The 15,456-nt window shown below is 56.5% G+C and carries 12 protein-coding genes; 8 read left to right on the forward strand and 4 right to left on the reverse strand.

Going from position 1 to position 15,456, the window contains the following annotated elements; genetic code table 11:
- Window positions 1-32 precede the first annotated feature (32 nt).
- The 3 genes from yebS to rsmF all read left to right on the forward strand — a co-directional run bounded on the left by yebS (window position 33) and on the right by rsmF (window position 5,390).
- Complete coding sequence (yebS, locus tag AC6I8B_RS11255) at window positions 33-1,277, forward strand: membrane integrity lipid transport subunit YebS (protein ID WP_022625536.1); 1,245 nt, start codon at window positions 33-35, stop codon at window positions 1,275-1,277.
- Complete coding sequence (locus AC6I8B_RS11260) at window positions 1,246-3,879, forward strand: PqiB family protein (RefSeq protein ID WP_010258767.1); 2,634 nt, start codon at window positions 1,246-1,248, stop codon at window positions 3,877-3,879. The genes yebS and AC6I8B_RS11260 overlap by 32 nt, the downstream gene beginning before the upstream one ends.
- An 83-nt stretch (window positions 3,880-3,962) precedes the next feature.
- Window positions 3,963-5,390, forward strand: coding sequence for a 16S rRNA (cytosine(1407)-C(5))-methyltransferase RsmF (gene rsmF, locus AC6I8B_RS11265; protein ID WP_332837842.1), 1,428 nt, complete (start codon window positions 3,963-3,965; stop codon window positions 5,388-5,390).
- Between the two features lies 1 nt (window position 5,391).
- Here rsmF and AC6I8B_RS11270 read toward each other — a convergent pair whose 3' ends face one another.
- The 4 genes from AC6I8B_RS11270 to AC6I8B_RS11285 form a co-directional block, all read right to left on the reverse strand.
- Complete coding sequence (locus AC6I8B_RS11270; RefSeq protein WP_157352374.1) at window positions 5,392-6,039, reverse strand: metallophosphoesterase; 648 nt, start codon at window positions 6,037-6,039, stop codon at window positions 5,392-5,394.
- A gap of 305 nt (window positions 6,040-6,344) precedes the next feature.
- A complete protein-coding gene (locus AC6I8B_RS11275; RefSeq protein ID WP_010258758.1) occupies window positions 6,345-6,557 on the reverse strand; it encodes a DUF1272 domain-containing protein in 213 nt (70 codons plus the stop codon).
- 135 nt (window positions 6,558-6,692) lie between these two features.
- The gene (locus AC6I8B_RS11280; RefSeq protein ID WP_010670774.1) at window positions 6,693-8,042 is read right to left on the reverse strand and encodes an MFS transporter; all 1,350 of its coding nucleotides are present in this window, start codon (window positions 8,040-8,042) and stop codon (window positions 6,693-6,695) included.
- A gap of 141 nt (window positions 8,043-8,183) precedes the next feature.
- Window positions 8,184-10,214: a choline transporter gene (locus AC6I8B_RS11285; protein WP_010258753.1), complete on the reverse strand. Its 2,031-nt coding sequence runs from the start codon at window positions 10,212-10,214 to the stop codon at window positions 8,184-8,186.
- 255 nt (window positions 10,215-10,469) lie between these two features.
- Here AC6I8B_RS11285 and betI point away from each other — a divergent pair, with 255 nt between their 5' ends.
- The 5 genes from betI (at window position 10,470) to mdtI (ending at window position 15,352) form a co-directional block, all read left to right on the forward strand.
- Entirely contained in the window at window positions 10,470-11,063 is a 594-nt protein-coding gene (gene betI / locus AC6I8B_RS11290; protein ID WP_010258750.1) for a transcriptional regulator BetI, read from the forward strand.
- Between the two features lie 14 nt (window positions 11,064-11,077).
- Window positions 11,078-12,550 (forward strand): betaine-aldehyde dehydrogenase, encoded by a 1,473-nt coding sequence (gene betB / locus AC6I8B_RS11295; protein ID WP_157352378.1) that lies wholly within the window; start codon window positions 11,078-11,080, stop codon window positions 12,548-12,550.
- Between the two features lie 23 nt (window positions 12,551-12,573).
- The gene (gene betA, locus AC6I8B_RS11300; RefSeq protein WP_010258743.1) at window positions 12,574-14,256 is read left to right on the forward strand and encodes a choline dehydrogenase; all 1,683 of its coding nucleotides are present in this window, start codon (window positions 12,574-12,576) and stop codon (window positions 14,254-14,256) included.
- A gap of 429 nt (window positions 14,257-14,685) precedes the next feature.
- Window positions 14,686-15,036, forward strand: coding sequence for a multidrug/spermidine efflux SMR transporter subunit MdtJ (gene mdtJ, locus AC6I8B_RS11305; RefSeq protein ID WP_061901376.1), 351 nt, complete (start codon window positions 14,686-14,688; stop codon window positions 15,034-15,036).
- Window positions 15,023-15,352 (forward strand): multidrug/spermidine efflux SMR transporter subunit MdtI, encoded by a 330-nt coding sequence (gene mdtI / locus AC6I8B_RS11310; RefSeq protein ID WP_010258739.1) that lies wholly within the window; start codon window positions 15,023-15,025, stop codon window positions 15,350-15,352. Before mdtJ ends, mdtI begins: the two co-directional genes overlap by 14 nt.
- Window positions 15,353-15,456 lie beyond the last annotated feature (104 nt).

The following is a 15,456-nucleotide window of genomic DNA, read 5'->3' on the forward strand; positions in this document are numbered from 1 at the left end:
TTACTTCTGAAGAGCGAAGATTGCATCACCCTATGAAAATTCACGCTATCAGCCAGACATTGCCTCACGCACGTTATCAGCGTTGCCCGCAATGCGATACCCTTTTTTCCTTACCGGATGTGAAATCGCATCAGTCGGCACATTGCCCACGCTGTAACGCCGAAATTCTCAGTGGTCGCGACTGGCCGATGACCCGTCTTATGGCGATGGCCGCCACCATGATTGTGTTAATGCCCTTTGCTTTTTCCCTGCCGCTGGTAGATATCCGGCTGCTTGGCATGCGCATCAATGCCAGCGTACTGGAAGGCATCATCCAGATGACCCAGCAGGGTGATGTACTGACGGCCTCAATGGTGGCGTTCTGCACCATCGGCGCGCCGGTGACGCTGGTGGCGGGTATCTGTTATCTCGGTATCGGCCACCGGCTGGGCATGAACCTGCGTCCCGTGCTGCTGATGCTGGAGAAGCTGAAAGAGTGGGTGATGCTCGATATCTATCTGATCGGCATCGCCGTGGCGTCAATTAAAGTGCAGGACTATGCTTCGCTGGAGATTGGCTACGGGCTGGCGGCTTACATCGCCCTGACAGTGCTGAGCGTGCTGACACTGATCCATCTGAATATGGAGCAGCTGTGGGAGCATTTCTACCCACAGACGCCTGGCAATATGGCCCGTGACGATATGCAGGTCTGCCTGAACTGTCACAACACCAGCATACCCGATGAACGGGGCCGCTGCCCGCGCTGCCACACGCCGCTCGACTTCCGACGCCGCCACAGCCTGCAGAAATCCTGGGCCGCGCTCATCGCATCGATTGTGCTGTTGATCCCCGCAAATCTGATGCCGATCTCCGTGGTCTATCTTAATGGCTCACGGCGTGAGGACACCATCTTCTCCGGTATCCTGGGGCTGGGCGAAGGCAATATTCCGGTGGCGGCGATTGTTTTTATCGCCAGTATTCTGGTGCCGTTTATCAAGGTGCTGGTGATGCTGACTCTGCTGCTCAGCATTCATTTTCGCTGTGAACAGGGGCTGAGAACCCGCATCCGCTTGCTGCGGTTTGTCACCTGGGTTGGCCGCTGGTCAATGCTCGATCTGTTTGTCATTTCGTTAACCATGTCGCTGGTCAACCGTGATCAGCTGCTGGCTTTTACCATGGGACCGGCGGCGCTGTTTTTTGGCGCGGCCGTCATCCTGACCATTATGTCTGTTGAGTGGCTGGACAGCCGCCTGCTCTGGGATGCACATGCAACAGGAAACGCCGACTACACCGACTAACGCAACGCTGCGCAATAAGCGCAAAATTTCGCCCTTCTGGCTGCTGCCGATTATTGCGATGCTGATCGCCTGCTGGCTGCTCTGGACCAATTATCAGGAGCGCGGCACCACCATCACCATCAATTTCCAGACGGCGGATGGTATCGTGCCGGGTCGCACCCCGATCCGCTATCAGGGCGTGGAAGTGGGCACCGTGCAGGGCATTAATCTCAGTGATGATTATCGCAGCATTCAGATTAAAGCCAGCATCAAGAGCGACATGCGCGATGCGCTGCGTGAAGATACGCAGTTCTGGCTGGTGACGCCTAAAGCCTCGCTGGCGGGTGTGTCGGGGCTGGATGCGCTGGTCGGTGGTAACTACATCGGGATGATGCCGGGTAAAGGTAAACCCAGCGAGTCGTTCACCGCGCTGGATACGCAGCCCAAGTATCGGGTGAATACCGGCGAATTGATGATCCATCTGCATGCGCCCGATCTCGGCTCGCTCAACACCGGCTCGCTGGTCTATTACCGCAAAATTCCGGTTGGCCGGGTCTATGACTACAGCATTAACAGCAAATCCGATGGCGTGTCGATTGATGTGCTGATTGACCGTCGCTTTATCAATCTGGTGAAAACCAACAGCCGTTTCTGGAATGTGTCAGGCATGAATGCTGACGTCAGCCTGAGCGGGGCTAAAGTGCAGCTGGAGAGTCTGGCGGCGCTGGTCAATGGCGCGATCGCGTTTGACTCGCCACAGGGTGCGGAAACGGCCAAAGCTGAGCAGAATTACCGGCTCTATCCCGATCTGGCACATAGTCAGCGCGGCGTGCAGATCACACTGGATCTGCCTAACGGCAACAATCTCAAGGCGGGCAGCACCCCGCTGATGTATCAGGGACTGGAGGTCGGCACGCTGACCAAACTGAACCTGCAGGATGGCGGCAAGGTCACCGGCGAGCTGACGATCGATCCCTCTGTTGTCGGTCTGATGCGCAGCGGCACCCGCATTGAGATGCACAGTCCGAAAATCAGCCTGACGGATACAAGCCTTAGCGCGCTGCTGACCGGCAACACGCTGGAACTGGTGCCGGGCGAAGGCGAGCCGCAGCAGCACTACACCGTGCTGGCGTCCAATGAGACTCTGCTGCAGAAGCCCAATGTACTGACGGTAAAACTCAGCGCGCCAGAGAGCTATGGTATCGATCAGGGCCAGCCGCTGATGCTGCACGGCATGCAGATTGGTCAGGTGATGTCGCGTACGCTGGATGAAAATGGCGTGAATTTCGTGGTAGCGGTCAATCCTGAAAATCGCAATCTGGTGCATGGCGACAGCAAATTTATCGTCAACAGTCGACTGGATGTGAAGTTCGGCCTTGATGGCATGCAGGTATTAGGTGCCAGCGCCCGTGAATGGGTGGATGGCGGTATCCGGCTGGATCCGGGCAAAAAGGGTGAGCCAAAAAGTGCCTATCCGCTGTTTGCCGATGCTGAAAAAGCGGAAGAAGGCATTACCGGCGATGGCCCTTCTACCACGCTGATGCTGACCGCCAACAGTCTGCCTGACGTGCAGGCCGGCTCTGTCGTGCTTTACCGCAAATTTCAGGTGGGTGAGATCGTCAAAGTCACGCCGCGCGCTGACGCGTTTGATATTGCGGTACATATTCAGCCGGAATATCGCAAGCTGCTGACCAGCGAAAGCGTGTTCTGGGCGGAGGGTGGCGCACGCGTCAGCCTTAACGGCAGCGGCCTGACGGTGCAGGCATCGCCGCTTAACCGCGCACTGAAAGGCGCGATCAGTTTCGACAATATGAGTGGAGCACAGTCGGCCAAAGGGGCCAAACGCGTCCTCTATCCGTCTGAAACCGCCGCCCGCGCGGTGGGTAGCCAGATTACGCTGCACACCTATGACGCCAGCAAGCTCTCTGCCGGGATGCCGATTCGTTACCTGGGTATTAATGTCGGCCAGGTGGAGTCACTGTCGTTAAGCAAAGATAACAATCAGGTGGTAGCGAAAGCGGTACTCTATCCGGAGTATGTCAACGATTTCGCCCGTCTCGGCAGCCGTTTCTCGGTGGTTTCACCGGAGATTTCCGCTACCGGCGTGAATCATCTGGAAACCCTGTTGCAGCCTTACGTCAACGTGGATCCCGGTAAAGGTGGCGCCGCGCGCACGTTTGAGCTGCAGGAGAGCACCATTACCGACTCCCGCTACCTTAATGGCCTGAACATTTATGTTGATGCCACTGAGGCCGGTTCACTGTCGCTGGGTACGCCGGTGCTGTTCCGTGGTGTGGAAGTGGGTACCGTGACCGGCACTTCACTGGGTAATATGGCGGATCGTGTGCAGATCGCCCTGCGCATCAGTAAGAAGTACCAGCATCTGGTGCGTAATAACTCGGTGTTCTGGCTGGCATCCGGCTATAACCTGGACTTCGGTCTGGTGGGTGGCGTAGTGAAAACCGGGACCTTCCAGCAGTTTATTCGCGGTGGCATTCAGTTTGCGACGCCGCCGACGGTGCCGCTGGCGCCACAGGCGAATCCGGATAAACACTTCCTGCTGCAGGATGAAGCGCCGAAAGATTGGCGTAACTGGGGAACGGCGATCCCGTCTCCGCGCTAAAGGCTATCTCAAACGGGCAGCCTGGCTGCCCGTTTCCTTTCCTCATGATACACTGCCGCCTTTGCCTTAACTGGAATGTGCCCGTGTCAGATGCTTCTTCGCTTTTCCCCGCCGATTTTCTCTCGTTAATGCGCCAGAGCCTGCCCGATGAGGCGAGCCTCGCGCAATTTATTGCGTATAGTCAGCAACCCCTGCGCCGCAGTATTCGCGTCAATACCCTGAAGATCAGCGTGGCTGACTTTCTGAGTCAGACCGCGCGTTATGACTGGCAGCTGACGCCGGTGCCGTGGTGCGAAGAGGGATTCTGGATCAGTCGGGAAGATGAGAGCCTGCCGCTGGGCAGCGTGGCTGAGCATCTCAGTGGCCTGTTCTACATTCAGGAGGCCAGCTCCATGCTGCCGGTCACTGCCCTGTTTGATGCTCAGCCAGAGGTCAGCGCCGTGATGGATATGGCGGCGGCACCGGGTTCTAAAACGACCCAGATTGCTGCGCGGATGGGCAATCAGGGCGTTATCCTGGCTAACGAATTCTCCTCCAGCCGGGTAAAAGTATTGCACGCCAATATCAGCCGCTGCGGCGTCAGCAACAGTGCCTTAACGCACTTTGACGCGCGGGTCTTCGGGCCAGCCCTGCCGGAACAGTTCGACGCCATCCTGCTCGACGCTCCCTGCTCCGGCGAAGGGGTGATTCGCAAAGATGCTGATGCGCTGAAAAACTGGTCGCTGGCAAGTACGCATAAGATCGCCGCGACCCAGCGCGATCTGCTCGACAGTGCCTTCCACGCCCTCAAACCCGGCGGCACGCTGGTTTACTCCACCTGCACCCTGAATCAGATTGAGAATCAGCAGGTCATTGTCTGGCTGCTGGAGCGCTATCCGGACGCTGTTGAGGTTGTAGCGCTCGATGGGCTGTTTGAGGGTGCCCGACAGGCCGCGACGCCCGAGGGCTATCTGCATGTCTTCCCGCAGATGTTCGACAGCGAAGGCTTTTTCGTTGCCCGGCTGCGTAAAACCGCGTCGGTCGAACCCTTACCGCTGCCGGGCTACAAAGTGGGTAAACTGCCCTTCTCCCACCTCAGCCGCAAGCTGGAAAGTGAGATAGCCCAGGCCGCCGCCGCTGTCTCTCTTAAATGGGATGCGTCGCTGGAACTGTGGCAGCGTGATAAAGAGATCTGGCTGTTCCCGAAGGCCGTTACTCCGCTGCTGGGCAAAGTGCGGTTCTCGCGCATCGGCCTGAAGCTGGCAGAAACCTTTGCTAAAGGCTATCGCTGGCAGCATGAAGCGGTGATTGCGCTGGCAAAACCGGATGCGGCGCAGACTTTTGAGCTCACCGCAGCAGAGGCGGAAGAGTGGTATCGCGGCCGGGATATCTACCCGGAAACGGAACCTACCCGTAATGAGATGATTGTCACTTATCAGCAGCAGCCGCTGGGGCTGGCTAAAAAAGTCGGCAGCCGTATCAAGAACAGCTATCCGCGGGAGCTGGTGCGCGACGGACGCCTGTTTCGCTGAGTCACTTTATTTGCAGCATCGTCAGATGATTGCCAAACACTGCGCCGGTATCGATGTAATGCAGATTGGCAATCGTCAGCGACTGTTTCAGCGGCGTATGTCCGAAGTAAAAGGCGTCTGCGCCACGGATGCCCGCCCGTTCGCCTGACTCCATCGCCTCCAGCCGCTGACGGCTCCAGACCACCTGCTGCCAGTCGAGTGGCTTATTCAACGCATATTCCCGGGCCGGATAATCAGCATGAGCAATCACAATAATTCGCTCATCGAGTTGCAGATGGAGAATCAGCGGCAGCTCACGGCAACGCTGCAACGCGTGACGCGCCGCAATCAACGCTGCACCACGCAGCCGAAAGAACCAGTCGCCACCGTTCATCTGCCAGAGCGCCATTTCCTGCCCCTGTAATGCTGATAGCGCCATCTCCTCATGATTCCCCCGCACGCAGCGAAACCAGGGCTCCTCCAGCAGCGCCAGACAACCCAGGCTGTCGGGACCGCGATCGATGATGTCACCCACCGAAATCAGTAAGTCCAGCTGCGGGTCAAACTGATGCTGCTGCAACAGCGCATCCAGTTCGCAGCGGCAGCCATGCAGATCGCCGACCACCCAGATCCGTCGCCACGCTGCGCCATTCAGGGATTGGTAATACATCGCTGCACCCGGCCTTTGTCTGCTGAAAACATCTTCAGAGTATAGTCAGTGCTGACCCTGTACTGGCGTGACGCGCTGGAAAGCAGAATGCAAAGGAGGCTGGCTGAAAGGGAACAAGGGAACAAGGGAACAAGGGAACAATGAGGTCGGGCCAGGCGATTAAAGAGAGGTGAAAGGTGCGTCCCTCCCGGCGCTTATCTCCGGCACTCAGTAAAGGTGGTAGCTCTGTCAGGGACGAAATACATCATAATGCGATCAGGCGCGCCAGGCTATTCTGCCCCCACCATATCTGTAGTAATTTGGGATCAGCTACGCATTTTAGCCGGATATTTCTGCAGTTTCTCTGCCGGACGCACCGGGCGGCGCACCAGCTCACCGCCGCAGTTGGGGCAAAGATGAGTGAGATGTTCAGCACAGTCAGCGCAGAACGTGCATTCAAACGAGCAGATGCGTGCCGCCAGAGAAGATGGCGGCAGATCAACGTCGCAGCGTTCACAATTGGGGCGAAGTTCCAGCATGGTGTGACTCCTCAAAAAAGCGGTATGCGCCAGCTTCGAGGTTGCTGACCCGAATGTCGAGCCAGCAACCGGACAAGAGTGTGTCAGATACGGACATCCTGCTTTAACGGTGCAGTCAGCGGTGCTTTGCCGCTGCTATTTGTCCCGCTGATCCTCAGGAAGGTCATCGGGCAAATCCTCTTCGTCAGCTGTGTCATCGAACTCAGCACTCTCCTCTTCCGGCTCCTGACCGCCCATCGACGCATGAATCACCTCCTCTTCCAGCGTCGGGATCAGCGCGGCACCCAATGGCGAGGTCGCCAGACTGTCAGGCATCACCACATGCGGCAACGGTACTTCGGTCGTCGGAAGCGGACCCGGCGCACGCACATAACTCAGTCCGCCAATCACCAGCGCACAGAGCATAAAGAAGAGATAGAGCATATTGCTGCCCAGCGGCTGCATCAGCGCACCGACCACTAGCGGGCCGATACTGGCGCCAATACCAAACGCCATCAGCAGACAGGCGGTTAACGAGACACGGCGATCGGCGGCGACCTGATCGTTGGCCAGCGCCACCTGCAATGGATAGAGCGCAAACTGCATCATGCTGGCGGCAAAGGCGATACCAATCATCCAGTGGAAGGTCAGATGCGGCAGCACCACCAGCGGCACGCAGGCCACGGCAAAGAGCATGGCAATAATGAATAACAGCCGCTGGCGGTCGTAGCGGTCAGAGAGCCAGCTTAGCGGAAACTGCGACACCAGCCCGGCAAAAATCGTGAGACTCATAAAATAACCGGTCTGGCTGGTGGTGAAGCCTTTGCTGCTGCCATAAACCGGTGCCAGGCCATAGAACGCGCCAATGGCCATGCCGGTCACCAGGGTGGTGCCGAGCAGTTTGGGAATAGTGCGGATAAAATAGCCCAGCTCCATCGGCGCCGGTGTCATGGGCCGGACGTGAGTGCGGGTGGTCAGTGCAATCGGCACCAGACAGAGCGCGAAACAGAGCGCCACAATCAGCAGCGTGCTCACCCCAAACCCCGATTGCAGGCTCAGTATCACCTGTCCGCCACTGAGTCCAAGGTAGGTGGCGACCATATAGAGGCCGAAAATCATGCCGCGCTGGGAAGATTCCGCCTGATCGTTGAGCCAGCTCTCCAGCACCATGTACTGGCACATCATGCAGAGCCCGATAATCAGACGCAGAAAGACCCACAGCGGAATAAAGTCTGTCAGCCCGTGACCTACAACCGAGGCGGTAATGATCCCGGCACAGGCCACGTAGGCACGGATATGGCCGACGCGGGCAATCAGGTTGTGCCCCACCTTGCCGCCAATCACCAGCCCGATGTAGTTGGCCGCAATAATCGCGCCGATCAGCGCACCATTAACCTGCTCACTGGCCAGCCGTAACGAGACGTAGGTAGTCAGTAAACCGGAACCCAGGAGCATCAGAAGCGTAGTGGTATAGAGCGGCAGAAACGTACTGAATATTTTTCCCATATGACTCCCTGTCTACGCTTTTCAGGCATCAGGCCAGCAAAGCCCTAAAGATAGTCGATTTCGGCAGGTGAAGCGGTATTGTTCATGACGACGGTAGCGAAAAAAAAGCCCGCCAGCAATTGCTTACTGACGGGCCCTGATTTAAGCGCTTGGGAAGCTGATGTTGCTGCCCGGCGCTTCACGGTTGAGATGGATGAAGTTCAGGTGTCGCTCATACTGATCCAGTATGTCGATGATCACCTGCTCTTTGCTGTAATCCATTAAGTCGTTACCCTGGCTGCCTTCCATCAGGAAGGTTTCCAGCCGGTAGTAGGTCGACTTACCGCTGCGAGCGCGATAGGTAAAGCCCGGAATCGAATATTGCTGCGGCCAGACCTGATAGATAAAGTCCTGCTCCTCGCCCAGATGGACGCGCAGATCCAGATAGCCAATCGGATTGCTTTCATCCGCCTCAACGCTCTCCAGCGTGACCCGGCCATCCCGCAGCTCCAGCTCTTTCGCCACTTCCTGCATCGCCGGATAGATGGTTTTTTCCATCATCTGCTGGGTATAACGCGAGCCAGGGTAGTTCATCAGGCGCGACAGACGCTTCTTCCAGGTCAGGCGATCGGTCGCATGAGCCAGATAGGGCGCGGTGTCGCGCGTGGCGCTGGCCCGACGGTGATCTTCAATCTTCAGGGATTTAAACAGCCCCGCCATGACAAAGAAGATAACAAAGCTGAACGGCAGCCCCATGATCACCGTGGTGTTCTGCAAGGCAGTGATACCGTTGGTCATCAGCATGCTCAGGGTCAGTACCCCAATCGCCACAGACCAGAAGATACGCAGCCAGTTCGGTGCATCACTGTTGATGTCTTTCAGTCGCGAGGTGAAGTTACCCAGCACCAGCGAGCCGGAATCCGCCGAGGTGACGTAGAACAGCATACCGGTGATCGTCGCGACCGAGGCGCTGAGTTTAAACGCCGGATACTGCGCCAGCAGGCTGTAGAAGCCGCGCTCCGCATGGTTCATCACTTCCTGCGCAAACTCCGTATTGCCGTGGATGATCTGATACAGCGCGGCATTACCGAACACTGACAGCCACAACAGCGTAAAGGTGAACGGAATAATCAGCGTGCCCAGCACGAACTCGCGGATGGTACGACCGCGCGAAATACGCGCCAGGAACAGGCCGACAAATGGCGACCAGGCCACCCACCACGCCCAGAAGAAGAGCGTCCAGCTGTTCATCCACTGGGTCGGACGATCAAAGGCAAAGGTATTGAGCGTCATGCCCATGAAGCGATTGATGTAATCCCCGACGTTCAGCACCAGCGCATTCAGCAGGAACTCGGTGTTGCCGAAGAACAGCACAAACAGAATCAGGCCCAGCGCCATCACCACGTTCAGCTCAGAGAGAATACGGATCCCTTTATCGACGCCCGACGTGACAGAAATGGTGGCGATCACCACGGAGAGGACAATCAGCGCGGCCTGCGCGGTCAGGCCTTCCGGGATATCAAACAGCACTTTGAGGCCATAGTTAAGCTGCACGACCCCGATGCCGAGCGTGGTGGCGATACCAAAGATGGTGCCGACCACGGCGGCGATATCTACGGTGTGGCCAATCGGGCCATAGATGCGTTTACCAAAGATAGGATAGAGCGCGGAACGGATGGTGAGCGGCAGGTTATAGCGATAGCTGAAGTAGCCCAGCGCGATGCCCATCAACGCATACATTGACCAGCCGGTCAGTCCGTAGTGGAACAGCGTCCAGACCATCGCCTGGCGGGCCGCTTCCATCGTCTGCCCTGCCCCCTCCGGCGGCTGCATATACTGCGTCACCGGCTCGGCGACCGAGAAGAACATCAGGTCGATGCCGATCCCGGCGGCGAACAGCATGGCAGACCAGCTAAGGACGCTGAACTCGGGTTTGGAGTGCTCTGGCCCGAGCTTGATCGAACCAAAGCGTGAGCAGGCCATATACAACACAAAAACAATATAGAGCGTGGCAGCCAGCATGTAGTACCAGCCGAAGGTGGCGGAAACCCAGTTTACCGCCTTGAGGATCCAGCTCGCGGCCAGTTCACTGTAGAGAATCGTCACAAGTGAAAACGTCAGAATCAATCCGGCAGAGGTATAAAATACAACGGGATTGAGTCTGTCTTTTTCACCGGCAGGTGGATTATTCATCGGTTACCTCTGGTTAATGTCCTGAAAATACGCAATGGATAAGTCTTGCCGTCCACGGCTTTCCGGCCTTGCGGCCCTGTTTCGTTCTGTCACTTCCTGTTAATCGCTCAGGCAAACCAGCCTATTTTAGCACTCATTGCCGTTTCGCTTTCGCTACATTTAAAGAACAGCATCCTAACAAAGTTTCTTTTTATATTGAACGTGCAATCAAAAAAAGTTTAAATAGGGGCTCGATTTGAGGGTGGAGCTGGAGCTATGCCAAAGGTAGGGATGCAGCCGATACGTCGTCGGCAACTGATTGATGCGACCCTGAGCACGATTAATGAAGTGGGCATTAATGATGCCACTATCGCCCAGATCGCCCGTCGGGCGGGGGTATCCACCGGCATCATCAGTCACTATTTCAAGGATAAGAACGGCTTACTGGAAGCCACGATGCGTGATGTGACGCGTCAACTGCGGGAGGCGGTACTGTCGCGGTTAGAACCGCTGGCCGGTGCCTCTGCAGAACAGCGGTTGTGTGCCATCGTTGAGGGGAATTTTGATGATACCCAGGTGCACACGGCAGTGATGAAAGCCTGGCTCGACTTCTGGTCGAGCAGCATGCATCAGCCCCAGCTTAATCGCCTGGAGCGGGTCAGCAGCCGGCGGCTCTACTCAACGCTGGTGGTCGAATTCCGGCGTGAACTGCCGCTGGAGAAGGCACGTCTGGCCGCACACGGGCTGGCTGCCCTGATAGATGGTCTGTGGCTGCGCGCCGCGCTGAGCGGTAAGCCATTTAACCCGGTCATCGCCCTCACACTGACCACCCAATTCATCCGTCAGCAACTGGCTGGCGAGCACGAATAACTGAAGGAGAAAACATGTCCCGATTCACCGAGCAGAAACTCTACATCGATGGCGCTTATGTTGCCGCAACGTCTGGCGAAACGTTCCAGACGATTAACCCGGTCAACGGCGAAGTGCTGGCAGAGGTTCATGCCGCCGGCCAGGAAGATGTCAATCGCGCCGTTGCTGCCGCCAGAAAAGGCCAGAAAGTCTGGGCCGCGATGACCGCCATGGAGCGCTCGCGCATCCTGCGTCGCGCCGTCGATATTCTGCGTGAGCGTAATGATGAGCTGGCAGAGCTGGAAATGCTCGATACCGGTAAGCCTTACAGCGAAACCTCAGCGGTCGATATTGTCACCGGCGCAGACGTACTGGAGTATTACGCCGGTCTGGTTCCGGCGCTGGAAGGTCAGCAGATCCCACTGCGTGAAACCTCCTTTGTTTACACCCGTCGCGAACCGCTGGGCGTGGTAGCTGGTATCGGTGCCTGGAACTACCCGATTCAGATCGCCCTGTGGAAATCCGCGCCTGCGCTGGCAGCGGGTAACGCGATGATTTTCAAACCGAGTGAAATGACCCCGCTCACTGCCCTGAAGCTGGCGGAAATTTACACCGAGGCGGGCCTGCCGGATGGCGTATTCAACGTGCTGCCGGGCATCGGTTCGGTCACCGGTCAGTTGCTCACTGAGCATCCTGGCATCGACAAAGTCTCCTTTACCGGTGGCGTCGTCAGCGGCAAAAAAGTGATGGCCAATGCAGCAGGTTCAACGCTGAAAGAGGTCACCATGGAACTGGGTGGTAAATCACCGCTGATCATCTTTGATGATGCCGATCTCGATCTGGCCGCCGACATCGCCATGATGGCGAACTTCTACAGCTCCGGTCAGGTCTGCACCAACGGCACCCGCGTCTTTATTCCTGCAAAACTGCAGGCCGCATTCGAGGCGAAAATCAGCGAACGCGTTGCCCGCATTCAGGCAGGCGATCTGCGTGACCCGGCGACCAACTTTGGTCCGCTGGTCAGCTTCAGCCATCGCGATAATGTGATGCGTTATATCGAATCCGGCATCGCTGAAGGCGCTCGCGTACTGTGCGGCGGCAAACGTCTGACCGGTGGCGATTTCGACCAGGGTGCCTGGGTTGCACCAACCGTGTTCACCGACTGCCGTGATGAGATGAAGATTGTGCGTGAAGAGATCTTCGGACCGGTCATGTCGATCCTGAGCTACGAAAGTGAAGATGAAGTGATCCGCCGCGCCAATGACACCGAATTTGGTCTGGCCGCCGGACTGGTGACGCAGGATCTCAATAAGGCGCACCGCGTGATTCATCAGATCGAAGCAGGAATCTGCTGGATTAATACCTGGGGCGAATCAGCCGCAGAGATGCCAGTGGGGGGTTACAAGCACTCCGGCATTGGCCGTGAGAATGGCCTGATGACGCTGCAGAGCTACACCCAGGTGAAGTCCGTGCAGGTTGAGCTGACGCGTTTTCAGTCAGTCTTTTAATCACTTAACCTGAGGAACGATGAATGGAATTTGATTACATTATTATTGGAGCCGGATCCGCAGGAAACGTTCTGGCTACCCGTCTGACCGAAGAGAGCAACGTGAGCGTCCTGTTGCTGGAAGCGGGCGGCCCGGATTACCGCTTTGATTTTCGCACTCAGATGCCTGCGGCCCTCGCCTTCCCGTTACAGGGCAAACGCTATAACTGGGCTTATGAAACCGAGCCAGAGCCTTACATGAACAATCGCCGCATGGAGTGTGGTCGCGGCAAAGGTCTGGGCGGTTCATCACTTATTAACGGCATGTGTTATATCCGCGGCAACGCGATGGATCTCGATAACTGGGCCAGCGAACCTGGGCTGGAGAACTGGAGCTATCTGGACTGCCTGCCCTACTACCGTAAAGCGGAAACCCGCGATATCGGCCCGAACGATTTCCACGGCGGCGACGGCCCGGTGTGTGTTGCGACGCCTAAAGCGGGCAATAACGTGCTGTTTGAAGCGATGATTGAGGCGGGCGTGCAGGCAGGTTATCCGCGCACTGACGACCTTAATGGCTATCAGCAGGAAGGTTTCGGTCCGATGGATCGTACCGTCACACCAAATGGTCGTCGCTCCAGCACCGCGCGTGGCTATCTCGATATGGCCAAAGGCCGCGCCAACCTGAAGATCATCACGCATGCCACCACCGATCGCATCATCTTCGATGGCAAGCGTGCGGTCGGCGTGGAGTATCTGCAGGGCGACAGCAACACCATCAATAAAGTGACCGCACGCCGTGAAGTGCTGCTGTGTGCCGGCGCTATCGCCTCGCCGCAGATCCTGCAGCGTTCTGGCGTGGGTTCTCCTGAGCTGCTGAAGCAGTTCGACATCCCGCTGGTTCACGACCTGCCGGGCGTGGGTGAAAACCTGCAGGACCATCTGGAGATGTATCTTCAGTATGAGTGTAAAGAACCGGTCTCAATCTATCCGGCTCTGAAGTGGTGGAATCAGCCGAAAATTGGTGCGGAGTGGATGTTTAACGGCACCGGTATTGGCGCCAGCAACCAGTTTGAAGCGGGTGGCTTTATCCGCAGCCGCGAAGAGTTCAGCTGGCCGAACATTCAGTATCACTTCCTGCCGGTGGCGATTAACTACAACGGTTCCAACGCGGTTGATGCCCACGGCTTCCAGTGTCACGTTGGCTCGATGCGTTCTCCAAGCCGCGGTCATGTACGCCTGAAGTCACGCGATCCGCGTCGTCATCCGGCCATTCTGTTCAACTACATGTCGCATGAGCAGGACTGGCATGAGTTCCGCGATGCAATTCGCATCACGCGCCAGATCATCAATCAGCCGGCGCTGGATAAGTACCGTGGCCGTGAAATCAGTCCGGGACTGGATTGCCAGACAGATGAGCAACTGGATGAGTTCGTGCGTAACCACGGCGAAACCGCCTATCACCCGTGCGGCACCTGTAAGATGGGTAACGACCCGATGTCCGTCGTTGATGGCGAAGGTCGTGTGCATGGACTGGAAGGCTTACGCGTTGTGGATGCGTCGATTATGCCGCTGATCATCACCGGTAACCTGAACGCCACCACTATCATGATTGGCGAGAAAATTGCCGATAAGATTCGTGGACGCGATCCGTTGCCACGCAGCACCGCCGCTTACTATGTCGCGGGTGATGCGCCCGTTCGCACGGTTCCGCAGCGCGCTGAATAATACGTGACAGCGTCACTTAATAATAGCCGGGCACTTTTATTGCCCGGCTATTTTTTTTATTACGGTTTACCACACATCCTTTTCCACACTTCATCATTCTCAAACCATCAAACCTTAACAGACATCAAACAAAGCAGCATCTGCTGTTGATTTGGTGATGTGCAGAATGCTATAAATCCAGCGTCTATTTAACCGGAGGCACTATCCGTCCACTGATGAGAAGCAACAATGTGGATGTGTTGTAAATTTTATGAGCAGAATGTTCATGTCAAACCCCCTGCATTCCCCCTCTTGCCTTTCTGGCTGGAACGCCGCCGATCAGCACTGGCGTAACGCCCTGTAGTCCCCTCACCACTTCGAACTGTTCTGAGTCTGCCCGCACGTTGTGCGTTGTTGCAGGTCGTCATTTATCGTTGCTGGAGAGCACCCATGCGCGCCTGGGTTTTATTATCACTCGCTATTGTTACTGAAATTATTGGTACCCTTTTTATGAAATGGTCCAGCCTCAATGGCAGCCATTCCGGCTACCTGATGATGCTGGGCATGATTGCCTGTTCTTATATTCTGCTGAGTTTCGCCATTAAACGTATCGCCCTGGGCGTGGCTTATGCGCTGTGGGAAGGTATCGGCATCATGCTGATTACGTTATTCAGCGTGCAGCTGTTTGGTGAAACGCTGTCAGCGCTGAAAATTTGTGGTCTGGTGACGCTGATCGTCGGAATTGTATTGATCAAAACCGGCACCCAATCATCAGCGGAGATTAATCATGCTCATCGCTGATCTTGTTCATGCGTCCTGGCTGGCGCTGGCTATCGTGCTGGAGATTGCCGCCAACATATTCCTTAAATATTCTGATGGGTTTAAGAAACCGCTTTACGGTCTGCTTTCACTTTGCTGTGTCCTGCTCGCGTTCAGCGCACTCGCTCAGGCGGTCAAAGGTATCGATCTCTCGATCGCCTATGCGGTCTGGGGCGGTTTTGGGATTATCGCCACTGTCGCGGCCGGATGGGTGTTGTTTGGCCAGCGGCTGAACCGCAAAGGCTGGGCCGGCCTGACCCTGTTGCTGGCCGGTATGATCCTGTTAAAACTGGCCTGATCCACCATTTCAATCAGTGATATTGATTAAGGGTTTGCCACTGCACGCCCTTAACTTCCTGTGCTTTCCCACCCTGTTTGGGTTGATTTCCCCCACTTACCTGT

This window comes from Pantoea sp. X-Soil-ISGK-285 (assembly GCF_059730815.1).

Excerpts from the sequence above, each read along its gene's own strand:
- yebS (WP_022625536.1), top strand. The coding sequence starts at position 33 with ATGAAAATTCACGCTATCAGCCAGACATTGCCTCACGCACGTTATCAG.
- AC6I8B_RS11260 (WP_010258767.1), top strand. The coding sequence starts at position 1,246 with ATGCAACAGGAAACGCCGACTACACCGACTAACGCAACGCTGCGCAAT.
- AC6I8B_RS11270 (WP_157352374.1), bottom strand. The coding sequence starts at position 6,039 with ATGTATTACCAATCCCTGAATGGCGCAGCGTGGCGACGGATCTGGGTG.
- AC6I8B_RS11275 (WP_010258758.1), bottom strand. The coding sequence starts at position 6,557 with ATGCTGGAACTTCGCCCCAATTGTGAACGCTGCGACGTTGATCTGCCG.
- AC6I8B_RS11280 (WP_010670774.1), bottom strand. The coding sequence starts at position 8,042 with ATGGGAAAAATATTCAGTACGTTTCTGCCGCTCTATACCACTACGCTT.
- AC6I8B_RS11285 (WP_010258753.1), bottom strand. The coding sequence starts at position 10,214 with ATGAATAATCCACCTGCCGGTGAAAAAGACAGACTCAATCCCGTTGTA.
- betI (WP_010258750.1), top strand. The coding sequence starts at position 10,470 with ATGCCAAAGGTAGGGATGCAGCCGATACGTCGTCGGCAACTGATTGAT.
- betB (WP_157352378.1), top strand. The coding sequence starts at position 11,078 with ATGTCCCGATTCACCGAGCAGAAACTCTACATCGATGGCGCTTATGTT.
- betA (WP_010258743.1), top strand. The coding sequence starts at position 12,574 with ATGGAATTTGATTACATTATTATTGGAGCCGGATCCGCAGGAAACGTT.
- mdtJ (WP_061901376.1), top strand. The coding sequence starts at position 14,686 with ATGCGCGCCTGGGTTTTATTATCACTCGCTATTGTTACTGAAATTATT.
- mdtI (WP_010258739.1), top strand. The coding sequence starts at position 15,023 with ATGCTCATCGCTGATCTTGTTCATGCGTCCTGGCTGGCGCTGGCTATC.